Origin of the sequence: Streptomyces rimosus subsp. rimosus (assembly GCF_000720725.1) — a bacterium.
Lineage (GTDB): Bacteria > Actinomycetota > Actinomycetes > Streptomycetales > Streptomycetaceae > Streptomyces > Streptomyces rimosus_A.
Genome location: NZ_JOCQ01000037.1, coordinates 48,173 through 63,992, shown reverse-complemented (window position 1 = coordinate 63,992; position 15,820 = coordinate 48,173). Strand labels below are relative to the sequence as shown.

Genomic DNA, 15,820 nt, shown 5'->3' with positions numbered 1-15,820 from the left:
GTGGGCGCCCGGAAGGTGGCCGTCATCGGGGGCGGCCCCGGCGGCCTGTACGCGGCCGTCCTCCTCAAGCGCCTCGACCCGGACCGCGACATCACCGTCTGGGAACGCAACGCGCCCGACGACACCTTCGGCTTCGGCGTCGTCCTCTCCGACGAGACCCTCGGCGGCATCGAGCACGCCGACCCCGAGGTCCACCGCGCGCTCCGGCGGGAGTTCGTGCGCTGGGACGACATCGACATCGTGCACCGCGGGCGCACCCTGACCTCCGGCGGCCACGGCTTCGCCGCCCTCGGCCGCCGTACGCTACTGCGCGTCCTGCACGAGCGCTGCCGCGCCCTCGGCGTACGGCTGAACTTCCGCACCGAAGCCCCGCCCGCCGCCGAACTGGCCGCGCGCCACGACCTGGTCATCGCCGCCGACGGCGTGCACAGTCTCACCCGTACCGCGCACGCCGACGTCTTCGGCCCGCGCCTGACCACCCACCGCTGCCGCTACATCTGGCTCGCCGCCGACTTCGCCTTCGACGCGTTCCGCTTCGAGATCGCCGAGACCGAGCACGGCGTCGTCCAGCTGCACGGCTATCCGTACACCCGCGCGGACTCCGACCCCGAAAACCCGGACGGCGCCAGCACCGTCATCGTCGAGATGCGCGAGGAGGTCTGGCGCCGGGCCGGACTGGACCGCTGCGACGAGCGCGAGTCGGCCGAGTGGTGCGCCAAGGTCTTCTCCGACGCGCTGAGCGGCCGGCCGCTGCGCTCCAACAACTCCGCCTGGATCGCGTTCCGCACCGTCGTCAACGACCGCTGGTCGCACGGCAATACGGTGCTGCTCGGCGACGCCGCGCACACCGCCCACTTCTCCATCGGCTCCGGCACCAAACTGGCCGTCGAGGACGCCCTCGCGCTGGCCGCGTGCCTGGAGGAGAACCCCGCCCTCCCGGACGCGCTGGCCGCGTACGAGGCCGAGCGGCGGCCCGTCGTCGCCTCCACCCAGCGGGCCGCCCGCGCCAGCCTCGCCTGGTTCGAGGACCTGGCCGAGTACGTCGGTCAGCCACCCCACCGCTTCGCCTTCAACCTGCTCACCCGCAGCCGCCGGGTCACCCACGACAACCTGCGGCTGCGCGACCCGGGCTTCGTCGCGGCAGTCGAGGAGGAAGCCGGTGTCCCGGCGGGCACCCCGCCCATGTTCACCCCCTTCCGGCTCGGCGGCCTGACCCTGCGCAACCGGGTCGTCGTCTCCCCGATGGACATGTACAGCGCCGACGGCGACGGCACACCGGGCGACTTCCACCTCGTCCACCTCGGCGCCCGCGCCCTCGGTGGCGCCGGGCTGGTGATGACCGAGATGGTCTGCGTCAGCCCCGAGGGCCGCATCACCCCCGGCTGCACCGGCCTGTACGCGCCGGAGCACGAGACGGCCTGGCGCCGCGTCACCGACTTCGTGCACGAGCGGTCGCCCGGCACCGCCATCGGCGTCCAGCTCGGGCACTCCGGCCGCAAGGGCTCCACCCGCCTCATGTGGGAAGGCATCGACCAGCCGCTGCCGGAGGGCAACTGGCCGGTCGTGGCACCTTCCGCACTCCCGTACCGCCCCGGCGTCAACCAGATACCGCACGCCCTGACCGAAGCCGAACTCGCCGCCGTCCTCGACCAGTTCGTACGCTCCGCCCGGTCCGCCGCCCGCGCCGGCTTCGACCTCCTCGAACTGCACTGCGCCCACGGCTACCTGCTCTCCGGCTTCCTCTCCCCGCTCACCAACCGCCGCACCGACGCGTACGGCGGCGACCTCGCCGCCCGGCTCCGCTTCCCGCTGGAGGTCTTCGACGCGGTACGCGCCGTCTGGCCGGACGACCGGCCCATGACCGTCCGGATATCGGCCACCGACTGGGCCGAGGGCGGCACCACCGCCGAGGACTCCGTGGAGATCGCCCGTGCCTTCGCCGCGCACGGCGCCGCCGCCATCGACGTGTCGACCGGCCAGGTCGTCCCCGACGAGCAGCCCGAGTACGGCCGTTCCTACCAGGCCCCGTTCGCCGACCGCATCCGCAACCGGCTCGGCGTCCCGGTGATAGCGGTGGGCGCCGTCTCCTCCTGGGACGACGTCAACTCCCTGGTCCTGGCGGGCCGCGCCGACCTGTGCGCACTGGCCCGCCCGCACCTGTACGACCCGCACTGGACCCTGCACGCGGCCGCCGAACAGAACTACTCGGGCCCCGGCGCCCCCTGGCCCCTCCCGTACCGGGCGGGCAGCCGCACCCCGCCCACCGGCCGCACGGACGCACCGAAGCCGCGCTTGACGCTGGGGTGAGGGGGCGCACGAACCGCCCGCGGGGACGCGCCTGGCCCGGTGAAGCCAGGCGCGTCCGCTGCTTCACATCACTTGCCCGGCACCAGGCGGAGCGACGCTTCCCTTCCGTTCCCTGAAGGGGAAGTGAGGCACGGAGGGCAGACGTCGCACCGCCTCCGGTGCGGAGCTCCTGAGTGAAGGGGCGGAACCCGGGGCGCCCTGTCGTGGGCCGCCCCGGGCGTCGGTTCAGCGAATGGACTGGCCGGCCGTACGGGCGGTGAAAACGGACCGGCCGTTCTGGTGGATGTCGATGTCCAGGAGGAGGCGGTCCCGCGCGTCACGGCCCGCCGCGGCCACCTCGACCCAGCACGGCGCGTCCAGTTCGGCGTAGCGGTGGAAGGAGCAGTCCAGCTCGGCGGGTATCGAGAAACCGGGGCCCGCGGCGGCGTGCGCGGCCTGCCGGGCGGCCTCCACCATCAGCATGCCGGGCGCGTGGTCCACCGGGTGGTCGAAGAGCACCGGGTGCGCGGTGTTCACCCGCAGCTGCCAGCGGTCGGCGCGGTCGGTGGGGGAGAGGACCACGTCACCGGTGCGGTCGCGCGCCACCAGGGGCGGCGCCACCGGCTCGGCCGGCTCCAGCTTGCGGTCGTTGGCACGCTGCAGGTCGCTGTATTCACCGCGCAGGCGGCGGTAGACGGCGGGGCTGTGGCAGGAAAAGGTCAGCTCGGCGGCGGCCAGCTCGGTGCCGTCGCGCAGGACACGGTACGACTGCCGGGCGCTGGCCAGCCGCTTGCCGCGGTACACCAGGTCGTGGTCGGTGATGTGCAGTTCTATCTCGGCGGGCGTGCCGGCGACGTGCAGGGCCTCGGGAACCAGTGAATAACGCAGGTCCTGCCAGATGATCGGGTGGTCCAGGGGTACGCCGTGCGCCACGTGGCTGAGCAGGATGCTGGCCTGCCGCATCGTCTCGACCAGCAGCATCGGATCGTGCAGACCGTCCACCGGACTGTAGAAACTGTGCGCCCGCGGCCATTGGGCGCTCACCACCCAGGCGTCGGTCCCCGCACGGCGCCAGTCGGTCAGGAACACCTCGGAAATCGCGGTCCGGTGCACGTACTGCCGGGGCACGGTCGTCGTCATCGGCGGCAGGTCGGACAGGCTGATGTGCTCCCGCCCGGCGAACGGACGACGGTCTGCTGCGGTGGACGGCGCGGTGAGCGTGGCGCTGACCATGCGAGTTCCCTCCCATATGGCGGCTCACTCCGCTCGGACGGTATGAGCCTCGGCGGCGGACCAACGCGGACTAAGATACAAACCGGATGGTTTGTTTTCCAGTGCTTCCACGGGATTTCTTGACGCGTGGGTTGTGGAGCGGGGAACCGGTGGTGCGCGGCGGTACGCGGGCGGCGCCGTTCGCCCGGAGAGGGTGCGCGGTAAGCATGGCGGCGCGCCGGACGCACGTCAACGTGCGGCCGGGCGCGGGAAGTTGCCCTCAGGCCGCGGTCCGCACCGAGCGGCCGTGCGGATCGAGGTGGCTCATCGCGCCCGGCGAGGCCAGCCCGGGCAGAATGTGCTTCCACAGGGCCGTGACGCGTTCGGGCAGGTCGTGACGGTTGCTGGCGGCGTGCGAGAAGAGCTGGATGCCCATGTAGGCCGAGACGAAGAACTCCGCGGCCCGCTCCGGCGCGATGGCCGGAAGCAGCTCCCCGTTCTCCCGGGCGTCCGCGAACATCTTCGTGATGATGTCGATCCAGGCCTGGTACGGGACCAGCGGATCCTCGCTGAACGTCGTCTCGACGGCGATACGGGTGCCGGCCTGGAGCAGCGGGTCGTCCCGCAGCGCCACCGCCACCTGGTGCGTGAAGTCGATGGCGTCCTGCAGCCGGGAGTCGCTGACCTGCGGAATGAACGGATCGGTCTGTTCCGAGATGACGGCCCGGGCCAGGGCGTCCTTGGAGGCGAAGTGAAAGTACAGGGCGCCCTTCGTCACGCCGGCCCGCTGGATGATCTCCGCCATCGTGGCCGCTTCGTACCCGCGCGTGCCGATGACCTGGGCCGCCGCCTCGAGGACGGCACGTCGAGTGCGCACTGCGCGTTCCTGCTTGACCACCGATCGTCCTCCGTATGCTCTCGGGGGGAGTTGTTGTGCCTGGGGCAACCTTACGAGCCCGGTCTGTCAGTCTATTTTCGAAACTCTAAAAAAGCCAACCATGCGGTATTGAAAACCGGTTGGTGGTAGGGCCTCGCCCGGTCCTGCCGGAACCGCCGACCCGACAGGAGCCCCGTCTTGGCCGACGCCCCCGCCGTACCCGGGCCGACCGACCCCGCCGCCCCGCCCGCCCCTCCCGTACCGGCCGTACCGCCGTTCCCCGCCACGCATCGGGAGGTACGCCTCGCCGCCCGCGCCCGAGGCGCCCTCGGCCCGGAGTGCTTCACGCTCGCCGAGGCGCCGCTGCCCGTCGCGGGCGACGGCCAACTGCTCGTCCGCAACCGCTTCATGGCCGTGACGGCGGCGATGCGCTCGATGATGACCGACGCCGAACTGCCCATGCCGTCCTTCGTGCCGGGGCGGGCGCTGTGGGGGGCGGCCGTCGGCGAGGTCGTCCGGGCCTCCTGCGGCTTCGCCCCCGGTGACCTGGTGGTGCACCCGTACGGCTGGCGGGAGTTCGCCGTGGTCGAGGAGGCGCGGGCACGCCGCGTCGACCCGCAGGCGCTGCCCGACCCCGCCGCGCACCTGTCGCAGGGCGCCACGGCGTGGGGCGCGCTGACCCGGGCCGGCCGGGTCGGTCCCGGCGACACCGTGTTCGTGACCGGGGCAGCGGGCGGAGTCGGCAGCATGGCGGGCCGGATCGCCAAGCGGCTGGGCGCCGCCCGGGTCATCGGCAGCACGGGGTCCGCACACAAGGTTCCCTACCTCCGGAAGACGCTCGGTTACGACGAGGTGGTGCTCCGCGGAGCCGGCCCGGCCGAGGATCAACTGCGCCGGGCCGCGCCGGACGGCATCGACGTCCTGCTGGACACCGTGGGCGGCGAGCAGCTGCGCGCGGCGCTCGCCGTGGCCCGCACCGGCGCCCGGTTCGCGCTGGTCGGCGCGCTGTCCGGGCAACTGGGCGACGGCGCGGGCGTGGCGGCGCCGGTCGAGCTGGACTCCTCGCTCGTGGTGACCCGCCGGGTGACGCTGCGGGGCTTCTCTCTCTACGACCATTCGGACCTGCCGGGGGAATGGATGGGGGAGTTCGGGCGCGGATTACGGGACGGTTCCCTGGTTTTCGCGCACACCCGGCTGCACGGGCTGGACCAGGCGCCGCGCGCCCTGTGCGAGCTGGTCCAGGGGCGTCACACCGGCGCTGTCCTGGTGGAGCTGTGAACCGGCGCCGGCGCGCCCGCTCCTGACGCGGCCTGCACGCCCTCCCTTGACGCGGCCTGCCCGCCGCCCGTTCCCGGCTCCGCCTCGCCGGGCAGCAACTGTGTCCATATGTCGGTGACCACGTCCTTGTCCCACCACGTCCGGTCCTCCTGGCCGAGGTGCAGCAGACCGACGACCAGTGCGGCCAGCAGCTGCGCGGAGCGCCGGGGGTCGTCGGCGGGCGGCAGCTTCCCGGCCGCCCGGTCGGCCGTGGCCTTCGCCAGGAACAGTTCGTACCAGTGCTGCTGGAGTTCCGGCCGGGCGATCCCCGGCGCGGTCTCCGGACGCAGCTGGAGCCCGGCCCGTACGACGACATCCGTGTCCGCCCGGCCCAGCAGCCCGATCGCGAAGTCCCGTACGGCGGCGCCCGCCGGGTGCGGCGCGCGGGCCAGTTCGTTCTCCAGGTCGCGTACGGCGCTCAGCGCCTCGTCCCGGACCGCGAGGGTGAGCTCGTCCTTGGACGCGAAGTGGAAGTAGAGGGCTCCCTTGCTCAGCCGGGCGCGACGGCTGATGTCGACCATTCCCGAGGCGGGCACGCCCTTCTCGATGAACGCCTGGGCTGCCGACCGGATGAGGGCCTGGCGGCTTTGTATCGCTCGATGCTGCGTCGGCACAGTGTCCGTCCTGTCTGTAGTCCGGCTGTGGACGCGCCGCAGTCTACATACAAAACCAACCATGCGGTTCGAAAACTGGGCCGACGAGTGACGTGTGATGCTCGCGTATTTCTGTGGTGCAGAAGAGGTGAGGGAGTTTGTTGATCGCACGACACCCTGTCAGTTCCGGCGTCCCGGCGCCGACATGGAGCGTTGGGCTGCACCGGGTGCCACTCCGTGGGACGCATTGACAAACAGCGCAGGCGGTTTTTAAATCGGCGAAGGCGAACCATGGAACGTGCTTCTTCCGGAGGTGTCACTCCGGTGCGGGCACGTCACTTCCGGACACCGGTGTGCCACGGCCCGATCCCCGCCGTCCGCGCGGGCGCGGCCGGCACGTCTTCCCGCGCCCGGCGGCGTCACGGACGCCGACCGGATCCACAGCTGCACAGGACCCATCAGGAAATCGGAAGGTGTCGAGCAATGCGTGATTCAGCGGGAGCCGTGCCACGTCCCGGGGGCGCCGCGCGGGCCGCGGTCGGCGAGACCATCAAGGCCGCCGTCTTCGACCTCGACGGGACCCTCGCCAACACGCTCCCCGCCATCAGCCGGCTGCTGGTCAAGGTCGCCTCCGAACACGGCCGCCCGGTCACCGCCCGGCAGGCCGCCGCCGCCATCGGCAAGCCGCCGGGACCGGCCTTCGGCAAGCTGCTCGGCATGCCGGAGGACCACGACACCGTGGTGGCCGCGATCGGCCGCTACCGCGAGCTGTTCGCGTACGAGGTGCTGCGCGAGGGCCCCCGCCTGCTCTTCCCCGGTGTGGCCGCCGGGCTGTCCGCGCTGCGCGCGCACGGCATCGAGCTGGCCGTGGCCACCTCGAAGGGCACCCGCAGCGCCGAGGCCCTGCTCGACGTGCTCGGCATCCGCGACCTGCTCGGCCCGGTCGTCACCCAGGACATGGTCCGGCGCGGCAAGCCGCACCCGGAGATGGTGCTGCGGGCCGCCGCCGACCTGGGCGTGCCGCCCTGGGAGAGCGCGTACGTCGGTGACACGGTCGGCGACATGCGGATGGCGGTCACCGCCCGGATGGAGCCGGTCGCGGTCACCTACGGGGTGGGCAGCTTCGGCGAGCTGGCGGCGGTGGCCGGCACCCGTATGTGCGGCTCCTTCAAGGACGTCGTCTCCACCATCGCCGCCGCCCGGCCCCGCCCGATGGCAGCCGCCGCGGCCCACCCGAGGAAGCGCTGAACACCGGCGTCAGGCGGTGGCCGCCGCCCGGCCCCCGTTCACCGCCCCGCGCACGAACCGGTCGCCCGCGGCCCGCAGTTCGGCGTGCAGCCGGCCGAAGACATCCGCCGCGTGGCCGCCCGGCCAGCCCTCGGGCAGGAGGGGAGAGGGCAGGCCGGGGTCCGCGTAGGGGAGGCGGCGCCAGGCGTCCAGCGCCAGCAGGTAGTCGCGGTACGCCGCCTCGGGGGGTACGGGGCGGCGGCCCGACCAGTGGCGCAGCACCGGTTCGTGGTCGTCGAGGAAGGCGCGGTGCCGCGCGGCGATCGCGTCCAGGTCCCACCAGCGGGCCACCGCGTCGGCGGTCGGCTCGAAGCCCGCGTGGGCGCCGGTGAACAGGTCCACGTACGCCGAGAGGTGCAGCCGGTCCAGGGTGTGCCGGGTCTCGTCGTACAGATGGGCCGGGGCGATCCACACACCCGGCGCGGCGGTGCCGAAACCGAGCCGGGCCAGTCGGGAGCGCAGCAGGTGCCGCTTGTGGCGCTCCTGTTCGGGCACCGAGAAGACGGCCAGGACCCAGCCGTCCGAAGGGCCGGGGTCCGGCCGGCCGTAGATCCGCCGGTCGCCGTCGTCCAGCAGCTGGCGCGCCGCCTCCGAGAGCCCGTACGCGGCGGCCCCCGATTCCGTACGGGCGGCGACGAGCAGCCCGCGCCGCTTGAGCCGGGAGACCGCCGAGCGCACCGACGGCGGGTCGACGCCGAGCACCCCCAGCAGCCGGATCAGCGCGGCGACCGGCACCGGGCCCGGCGCTTCGTCGGTGCCGCCCTCGGCGCCGCGCCCGTACGCGCCGTAGAAGGTGACGATCAGGGACCGCGGCGTGCGCTGCGCGTACTGGTCGCTCACGAGGTCGTTTCCCGCCTTGTCGTGCTCCGGTCCGCGGCGCCCGGCCACGGGGACGCGCACGGACGGCTGCCGGGCCGTGGCCGCCCCGCGCGCGATCGTAGCCGCAGCCGCCGGGCCGCGGTACGGCGGTACCCCGGGCCGCCGGCACCGGCCCGGCCGGTCACGGCGTATGGTCCGGGCCGCCCGCGCCACCGCCGCGCAGCCGGAAGCGCTGGAGCTTGCCGGTCGGCGTGCGGGGCAGCGCGTCGTGGAAGACGATCTCGCGCGGGCACTTGTACGGCGCGATGGCCGCCTTGGTGAACTCGCGCAGCGCCGCGGCCGTTTCCGGATCGCCCGGCACGCCGTGCCGCAGTACGAGGTGGGCCACCACGACCTGGCCGCGCTCCGCGTCGGGCCGCCCGACCACCGCCGCCTCGGCGACATCGGGATGGCGCAGCAGCGCGTCCTCGACCTCCGGCCCGGCGATGTTGTACCCGGCCGATATGATCATGTCGTCCGCCCGTGCCACGTAGCTGAAGTAGCCGTCCGCGTCCCGGACATAGGTGTCGCCGGTCAGGTTCCAGCCGTCGCGCACGTACTCCCGCTGCCGCTCGTCCGCCAGATAGCGGCAGCCCGTCGGGCCGCGCACCGCCAGCAGCCCCGGCGTCCCGTCCGGCACCGGACGGCCGTCCGCACCGACCACCCGCGCCTCGAAGCCGGGCACCGGCAGCCCCGTCGTCCCCGGCCGGACCTGCTCGTCGGCGGCCGATATGAAGATGTGCAGCAGCTCCGTCGCGCCGATGCCGTTGATGATGCGCAGCCCGGTGGCCTTCTCCCACTCCCGCCAGGTCGCCGCGGGCAGGTTCTCGCCCGCCGAGACACAGCGCCGCAGCGAGGAGACGTCGTGCGCGCCCAGCTTCGGCAGCATCACCCGGTAGGCGGTCGGCGCGGTGAACAGTACGGAGACGCGGTGCCGCGCGATGTCGCGCAGCAGCCGCTCGGGACCGCCCCAGTCGGCCAGGTACGCCGAGGCGCCGGCCCGCAGCGGGAAGATCACCAGCCCGCCGAGCCCGAAGGTGAAGCCGAGCGGCGGGCTCCCGGCGAACACGTCGTCCGGCGTGGGGCGCAGCACCCGCGCGGAGAAGGTGTCGGCGATGGCCAGCACATCGCGGTGGAAGTGCATACAGCCCTTGGGCCGCCCGGTGGTCCCCGAGGTGAAGGCGATCAGCGCCACATCGTCGGACGCGGTCGCCACCGCCTCGTACGCGGCCGGCTTGGCCCCGGCGAGCCGCAGCAGGTCGTCCGGCCCGTCCCCGCCGTACGGGGTGATGCGCAGCCCCGGCACCTCCGCGGCCTCCAGATCGTCCACCACCCGTACATCACACAGCGCATGCCCCACCCGGGCCAGGCCGCAGATGGTGGCCAGCTCCTGCGGGCGCTGCGCGGCCAGCACGGTCACGGCCACCGCGCCCGCCTTCATGACGGCCAGCCAGCAGGCGGCCAGCGGGGGAGTGGTGGGGCCGCGCAGCAGGACCCGGTGGCCGGGGAGCACGCCCAGGTCGTCGGTGAGCACATGCGCGATGCGGTTCACCCGCTCGCGCAGCTCCCCGTACGTCCAGACGGCACCGGCCGCGTCCCGGAACGCCGGGCGGTCGTGGCCCCACCGCTCGGCGGTGGCGTCGAGCAGTTCGGTGCCGCAGTTGAGCCGGTCGGGATAGCCGAGGTCCGTGAGGTGCGGCCAGCGGTCGGCCGGGGGCAGGTGGTCTCGGGCGAAGGTGTCGGCGTGCGCCGACGGCGTCAGTTCCATGCCGGTGTGCCCCCTTGCGGACGACGTGGGGACGAGCAGAACCGGCCGCCGACCAGGAAGCGCCGGCCAAGTGCCGGTAAACCCACCCGGGTTCGCCCAGGGTTCCCCCGAGTTCCGCCCGGGTACTGCCGTGCCGGTCCGCCGTCAGCGTAACGTGTTCGTGACGGCAGTCAACAGAGCGCGATACGGTCCGGTGGCGCGGCCGGCACGCGGCACGGTGGCCGACGGCGCGTACGGACCCGAGCGAACCGCCCGGTGACCCCGGGCCCGAGCGAACCGCCCGGCAGCCCCGGGCCCGAGACGAGGGAGCCGCCCGTGACCGCATTCGCACTGGGGCCGCAGGAACAGGCGTGGTGCGCCGAGCTGCGTACGCTGACCGCCGACCGGCTGCGCCCGCTGGCGGACCGCGGCGAGCCGGGCCGCGTGAACCGCCCGCTGGTCGCTGCCCTGGGCGAACTGGGCCTGCTGCGCCGCCTGTTCCCCGCCGAGGGCCCGGTACGCGCCCTCGACCTGTGCCTGCTGCGGGAATCCCTGGCCCAGGAATCCACCGAGGCCGAGACCGCGCTCGCCCTCCAGGGCCTGGGCACGTACCCGGTCGTCCAGTCCGGTACGGACAAGCAGCGGGCGCGCTGGCTGCCGGAGGTCGTCGCGGGCCGCGCGGTGGCCGCCTTCGCGCTGAGCGAGCCGGACGCGGGCTCGGACGCCGGTGCGCTCGCCCTGGCCGCCGAACCGGACGGCCCGCCGGACGCCGGCCGCTGGCGGCTGACCGGCGAGAAGTGCTGGATCTCCAACGCGCCGGAGGCCGACTTCGCCACCGTCTTCGCCCGCACGGGCGGCGGCGCCGGGTCCCGCGGCATCACCGCCTTCCTGGTCCCCGCCGACCGCCCCGGCCTGTCCGGCACCCCGCTGGACATGCTCAGCCCGCACCCGATCGGCACCCTGGTCTTCGACGGCGTACCGGTGACCCGCGACGACGTGGTGGGCGAACCGGACCGCGGCTTCGGCGTCGCGATGCGCACCCTCGACCTCTTCCGGCCGAGCGTCGGCGCCTTCGCGGTCGGCATGGCCCAGGCGGCCCTGGACGCCGCCCTCGCCCACGCCGCCGACCGCACCGCCTTCGGCGGCCCCCTCAAGAACCTCCAGGCCGTCTCCCACCAACTCGCCGAGACCGCCACCCGTATCGAGGCCGCCCGCCTCCTCGTCCACGCCGCGGCCACCGCGTACGACAGCGGCGCCCCCGACATCGCCAAGCGCTCCGCCATGGCCAAACTCCTGGCCACCGAAACCGCCCAGCAAGCCGTCGACACCGCCGTCCAGATCCACGGCGCCCGCGCCCTGCGCCGAGGCCACCTCCTCGAACATCTTTACCGCGAGGTCCGTGCGCCTCGGATCTACGAGGGGGCTACGGAGGTGCAGCGGTCGATCATCGCGAGGGAGCTCTATCGGGAAGGGTGAGCGGGTGCAGGCGTGCTCGGCCTGCCGCGACTGCTAGCGATGCCGGAACTCCGGCTTCCGCTTCTCCACGAACGCCGCCATCCCCTCCTTCTGATCCTCGGTGGCGAACACCGCGTGGAACAGGCGGCGTTCGAAGCGGACGCCCTCGGCGAGGGTGGTTTCGAAGGCGCGGTTGACGGACTCCTTGGCCATCATGGCCACCGGTGCGGACATCGACGCGACCTTCTCCGCGACGGCGTGGGCCTCGGTCAGGAGGTCGGCGGCGGGCACGATGCGGGAGACCAGGCCGGCCCGTTCGGCCTCTGTCGCGTCCATGGTGCGGCCGGTCAGGCACAGGTCCATCGCCTTGGCCTTGCCGACGGCGCGGGTGAGCCGCTGGGAGCCGCCGATGCCGGGGATGACGCCGAGCTTGATCTCCGGCTGGCCGAAGACCGCGGTGTCGGCGGCGAGCAGGATGTCGCAGAGCATCGCCAGCTCGCAGCCGCCGCCCAGGGCGTGCCCGGCCACCGCCGCGACGGTCGGGGTGCGCAGGTCGCCCAGCCGGTCCCAGGCGGTGAACCAGTCGCTGAGGTACATGTCCATGTACGACTGCGGCCGCATCTCCTTGATGTCGGCGCCGGCCGCGAACGCCTTCGGCGAGCCGGTGATGACGATGCAGCCGATGTCCGGGTCGCGGTCCAGCTCCGCGGTCGCCGCCACGACCTCGTTCATCAGCTGGAGGTTGAGGGCGTTGAGCGCCTTGGGGCGGTTGAGGGTGAGCGTGGCGGTGCGGCCGGTGCGTTCGACGAGGATCGTCTCGTACGGCTGAGCCTTGGCGGCGGCCGGGCTGGTGTCGGTCATGCGGGGGTTCCGTTCTGTTCGGTGTGCTGGGCCTGCGGTGCGCCGCCGGACCGTTGCCGGATCGTGCGGACGATGCCGGAGAAGTCCTCCGCCGCACCCTCGTGCTCGGCGTATGTTGCGTACAACTCGGCGGCGCGCAAGCCGAGTTCGGCCTGTACGCGGCCCGCGCGGACCGCGTTCGCGGCCAGGCCCAGGTCCTTGGCCATCAGCGGTGCCGCGAAGCCGGGCCGGTAGTCGTGGTTGGCGGGGCTGCCCGGCACCGGGCCCGGCACCGGACAGTTGACGCTCAGTGCCCAGCACTGCCCGCTCGCGGTGGAGGCCACGTCGTACAGGGCCTGGTGGGACAGACCCAGGCTCTCGCCGAGGACGAACGCCTCGCTGACCCCGATCATCGAGATGCCGAGGATCATGTTGTTGCAGATCTTCGCGGCCTGCCCGGCGCCCGCCGCACCGCAGTGCACGGCCTTCTTGCCCATCGCCGCGAGCAGCGGCTCGGCCCGTGCGAACTCGGCCACTCCGCCGCCCGCCATGAACGTCAGCGTGGCCGCCTCGGCACCCACCACGCCGCCCGAGACCGGCGCGTCCAGGCACTGGTGACCTGCGCGTACGGCGGCCTCGTGGGCGGCGCGGGCGTCGGCCACGTCGATGGTGGAGCAGTCGAGGAAGAGGGTGCCGGGGCGGGCCGCGGCGAGCAGCCCGCCGTCCTCGTAGAGGGCCAGGACATGACGTCCGGCGGGCAGCATGGTGATCACCACGTCCGCGTCCGCCGCTGCCGCGGTCGCCGAGGCGGCGGGCCCGACACCAGCCTCGGCGGCCGTCGCCAGCGCCTCCGGTACGAGATCGAAACCGGTCACCCGGTGGCCGGCCTTGACCAGGTTGGCCGCCATCGGGCCGCCCATGTTGCCGAGTCCGATGAAGGCGATCGCGAGGGCCTCGTCGGCCCCGCGCCGTGTCTCCGCGCTCACCAGGGCACCTCCTGCGTACCGGCACCGTCGGCGAGCCCCAGCTCGTCGTCGCCGAGCGGCGCGAAGAAGCGGGCCACGTCCTCGTCCGTGACCTCGGCGAGGGTGGCGGGGGACCAGCGCGGCGTACGGTCCTTGTCGATCACCTGGGCGCGGATGCCCTCGACCAGGTCCGGAGCGGACAGCGCCGCGCACGAGACGCGGTACTCCTGGTCCAGGACGCGCTCCAGCGGCCCCAGATCGCGGGCCCGGCGCAGCGCGGCCAGGGTCACCTTCAACGAGGTGGGCGACTTGGCGAGGATCGTCTCGGCGGCCTCCTTGGCCTCCGGGACGCCGCTGCCGAGCAGCCGGTCCACGATCTCCTCGACGGTGCCCGCCGCGTAGCAGTGGTCGATCCACTCGCGGTGGGCCGCCAGTTCGCCCTCGGGTGCCTCCTGTACGTATCGCGGCAGTACCTCGGGTACCGGGGCGGTGGCCAGGTCCGCGGTCAGGCGCGCCACCTGCCCGGACGGGACGAAGTGGTCGGCGAGCCCGCACAGCAGCGCGTCCCCGGCCCCCACCGGCGCGCCGGTCAGCGCCAGGTGGGTGCCCAGTTCGCCGGGCGCGAGCGCCAGCAGGTACGTACCGCCGACGTCCGGTACGAAGCCGATGCCGGTCTCGGGCATCGCGACCTTGGACCGCTCGGTGACGATCCGCACACTGCCGTGTGCCGAGACGCCGACGCCGCCGCCCATCACGATGCCGTCCATGACGGCGACGTACGGCTTGGGGAAGCGTGCGATACGGGCGTTGAGCCGGTACTCGTCGTGCCAGAACGCCGCGGACGCCGCGCCGCCGCCGGACCGCGCGTCCGCGTGGATGGCGCGGATGTCGCCGCCCGCGCACAGCCCGCGCTCACCGGCGCCGCTGATCACGACGGTTTCGACCGCGGGGTCGTGCTCCCACGCGGCCAGCGCCGCGTCGATCCGGCGCACCATGGTGTGGTCGAGGGCGTTGAGGGCCTTGGGCCGGTTGAGCGTGAGGTATGCCGCGCGGCCTTCGGTCCGCTGGAGTACGGAGGCGGCGGGGGCCTCGGGCCCGTCGGGTGCGGAGTCCGGTGCGGAGCCGTCGCGTACCGGCTCGTCGGGCACGGAGCCCTCACGGGTGCGGTCGCCGGTCATCGGGCGGCCCCCGTTCCGGCCTTGGCGCGGCTGCCGCCGGCCTCCGCTCCGGTCAGCCCGCGGGCCACGATCAGACGCATGATCTCGTTCGTCCCTTCCAGGATCTGATGGACGCGAAGATCGCGGACGATCTTCTCCATGCCGTATTCACTCAGGTAGCCGTAGCCGCCGTGCAGCTGCAGCGCGCGGTCGGCGACGGAGTAGCCCGTGTCGGTGGCGAACCGCTTGGCCATCGCGCACAGCTGCGGCGCCTGCGGATCGCCCCGGTCCAGCGCCTCGGCGGCCTGCCGCACCAGCGCGCGGGCGGCGGCCAGCTCCGTCGCCATGTCGGCGAGCCGGAACTGCAGCGCCTGCGCGTCCAGCAGCCGTCCGCCGAACGCCTCCCGGTCCGCGAGGTACGCCTGCGCCGCGTGCAGGGCGCTCTGCCCGCCGCCGAGGGAGCAGGCGGCGATGCCGAGCCGGCCGCCGTTCAGGCCGCTCATCGCGATCCGGAAGCCGTCGCCTTCCGCGCCGAGCCGCCGGTCCGCCGGGACGCGCACCTCGTCCAGGATCACCTGCCGGGTGGGCTGCGCGTTCCAGCCCATCTTCTTCTCGTTGGGGCCGAACGACAGCCCCGGGTCGTCCCGTTCGACGACGAATGCCGAGATGCCGCCCGGCCCCTCCTCGCCGGTACGGGCCATCACCACGTACACCCGCGAGGTCCCAGCACCGGAGATGAACTGTTTGACGCCGGTGAGGACGTAGTCGTCGCCGTCGCGCACCGCGCGGGTGCGCAGGGCCGCCGCGTCGGACCCGGCGCCCGGCTCGGTGAGGCAGTAGCTGCCCAGGTCCGCCATCGAGCACAGGCCGGGCAGCCAGCGGGCGCGCTGCGCCTCGTCGCCGTACCGGTCGATCATCCAGGCGACCATGTTGTGGATGGACAGGTAGCCCGCGATGGACGGGCAGGCGGTGGCCAGCACTTCGAAGACGAGTACGCCGTCCGCCCGGCTCAGCGCGGAGCCGCCGGACCGCTCCCGTACGTAGATCCCGCCGAGCCCCAGCGCGGCGGCCCTGCGCAGCACGTCCACGGGGAAGTGCTTGTCCTGGTCCCAGGCCACGGCGTGCGGCGCGATGTGCTCCTGTGCGAAGTCCAGCGTCGTCTCCATGATGGCGAGCTGGTCCGGGGTGAGCGAGGCGGCCGTGGCGGCGGTGGTCATGACACTCAT

Annotated in this window: 13 protein-coding genes; 4 read left to right on the top strand and 9 right to left on the bottom strand. The window is 73.4% G+C overall.

Annotated features, from left to right (window positions below):
- Window positions 1–2,307, top strand: coding sequence for a bifunctional salicylyl-CoA 5-hydroxylase/oxidoreductase (locus IH45_RS0120190; protein WP_030669953.1), 2,307 nt, complete (start codon window positions 1–3; stop codon window positions 2,305–2,307).
- Window positions 2,308–2,532: 225 nt separating this feature from the next.
- Here IH45_RS0120190 and IH45_RS0120185 read toward each other — a convergent pair whose 3' ends face one another.
- Together IH45_RS0120185 and IH45_RS0120180 are read right to left on the bottom strand one after the other, a co-directional pair.
- Complete coding sequence (locus IH45_RS0120185; RefSeq protein WP_030669950.1) at window positions 2,533–3,519, bottom strand: ScbA/BarX family gamma-butyrolactone biosynthesis protein; 987 nt, start codon at window positions 3,517–3,519, stop codon at window positions 2,533–2,535.
- A 259-nt stretch (window positions 3,520–3,778) separates the two neighbouring features.
- The gene (locus IH45_RS0120180; RefSeq protein ID WP_234440603.1) at window positions 3,779–4,375 is read right to left on the bottom strand and encodes a ScbR family autoregulator-binding transcription factor; all 597 of its coding nucleotides are present in this window, start codon (window positions 4,373–4,375) and stop codon (window positions 3,779–3,781) included.
- Window positions 4,376–4,573: 198 nt separating this feature from the next.
- On the opposite strand from IH45_RS0120180, the gene IH45_RS0120175 reads away from it, so the two are divergent.
- On the top strand, window positions 4,574–5,653 hold the full coding sequence (locus IH45_RS0120175) for an MDR family NADP-dependent oxidoreductase (protein WP_050514999.1): 1,080 nt from the start codon (window positions 4,574–4,576) through the stop codon (window positions 5,651–5,653).
- Here the strand turns inward: IH45_RS0120175 and IH45_RS0120170 are convergent.
- Window positions 5,623–6,306 (bottom strand): TetR/AcrR family transcriptional regulator, encoded by a 684-nt coding sequence (locus IH45_RS0120170; RefSeq protein ID WP_078897672.1) that lies wholly within the window; start codon window positions 6,304–6,306, stop codon window positions 5,623–5,625. The two genes, IH45_RS0120175 and IH45_RS0120170, sit on opposite strands and share 31 nt — an antisense overlap.
- Before the next feature lie 462 nt (window positions 6,307–6,768).
- On the opposite strand from IH45_RS0120170, the gene IH45_RS01000000143810 reads away from it, so the two are divergent.
- On the top strand, window positions 6,769–7,533 hold the full coding sequence (locus IH45_RS01000000143810; protein WP_050514997.1) for an HAD family hydrolase: 765 nt from the start codon (window positions 6,769–6,771) through the stop codon (window positions 7,531–7,533).
- A gap of 9 nt (window positions 7,534–7,542) precedes the next feature.
- Here IH45_RS01000000143810 and IH45_RS0120160 read toward each other — a convergent pair whose 3' ends face one another.
- Both IH45_RS0120160 and IH45_RS0120155 read right to left on the bottom strand, forming a co-directional pair.
- Window positions 7,543–8,412: a PaaX family transcriptional regulator gene (locus IH45_RS0120160; protein WP_030669934.1), complete on the bottom strand. Its 870-nt coding sequence runs from the start codon at window positions 8,410–8,412 to the stop codon at window positions 7,543–7,545.
- Window positions 8,413–8,572: 160 nt separating this feature from the next.
- Window positions 8,573–10,198: an AMP-binding protein gene (locus IH45_RS0120155; RefSeq protein ID WP_030669930.1), complete on the bottom strand. Its 1,626-nt coding sequence runs from the start codon at window positions 10,196–10,198 to the stop codon at window positions 8,573–8,575.
- A 315-nt stretch (window positions 10,199–10,513) separates the two neighbouring features.
- Here IH45_RS0120155 and IH45_RS0120150 point away from each other — a divergent pair, with 315 nt between their 5' ends.
- Complete coding sequence (locus IH45_RS0120150; RefSeq protein WP_030669926.1) at window positions 10,514–11,653, top strand: acyl-CoA dehydrogenase family protein; 1,140 nt, start codon at window positions 10,514–10,516, stop codon at window positions 11,651–11,653.
- Window positions 11,654–11,686: 33 nt separating this feature from the next.
- On the opposite strand, the gene IH45_RS0120145 is transcribed toward IH45_RS0120150, so the two are convergent.
- The 4 genes from IH45_RS0120145 to IH45_RS0120130 are packed head-to-tail and all read right to left on the bottom strand — an operon-like array spanning window position 11,687 to window position 15,811.
- Complete coding sequence (locus tag IH45_RS0120145; RefSeq protein ID WP_030669923.1) at window positions 11,687–12,493, bottom strand: enoyl-CoA hydratase; 807 nt, start codon at window positions 12,491–12,493, stop codon at window positions 11,687–11,689.
- Window positions 12,490–13,458 (bottom strand): 3-hydroxyisobutyrate dehydrogenase, encoded by a 969-nt coding sequence (mmsB, locus tag IH45_RS0120140; protein WP_267885141.1) that lies wholly within the window; start codon window positions 13,456–13,458, stop codon window positions 12,490–12,492. The genes IH45_RS0120145 and mmsB overlap by 4 nt, the downstream gene beginning before the upstream one ends.
- A complete protein-coding gene (locus IH45_RS0120135) occupies window positions 13,455–14,615 on the bottom strand; it encodes an enoyl-CoA hydratase/isomerase family protein (RefSeq protein WP_234440602.1) in 1,161 nt (386 codons plus the stop codon). The genes mmsB and IH45_RS0120135 overlap by 4 nt, the downstream gene beginning before the upstream one ends.
- Window positions 14,612–15,811, bottom strand: coding sequence for an acyl-CoA dehydrogenase family protein (locus tag IH45_RS0120130; RefSeq protein ID WP_050514996.1), 1,200 nt, complete (start codon window positions 15,809–15,811; stop codon window positions 14,612–14,614). Before IH45_RS0120130 ends, IH45_RS0120135 begins: the two co-directional genes overlap by 4 nt.
- Window positions 15,812–15,820: the final 9 nt, after the last annotated feature.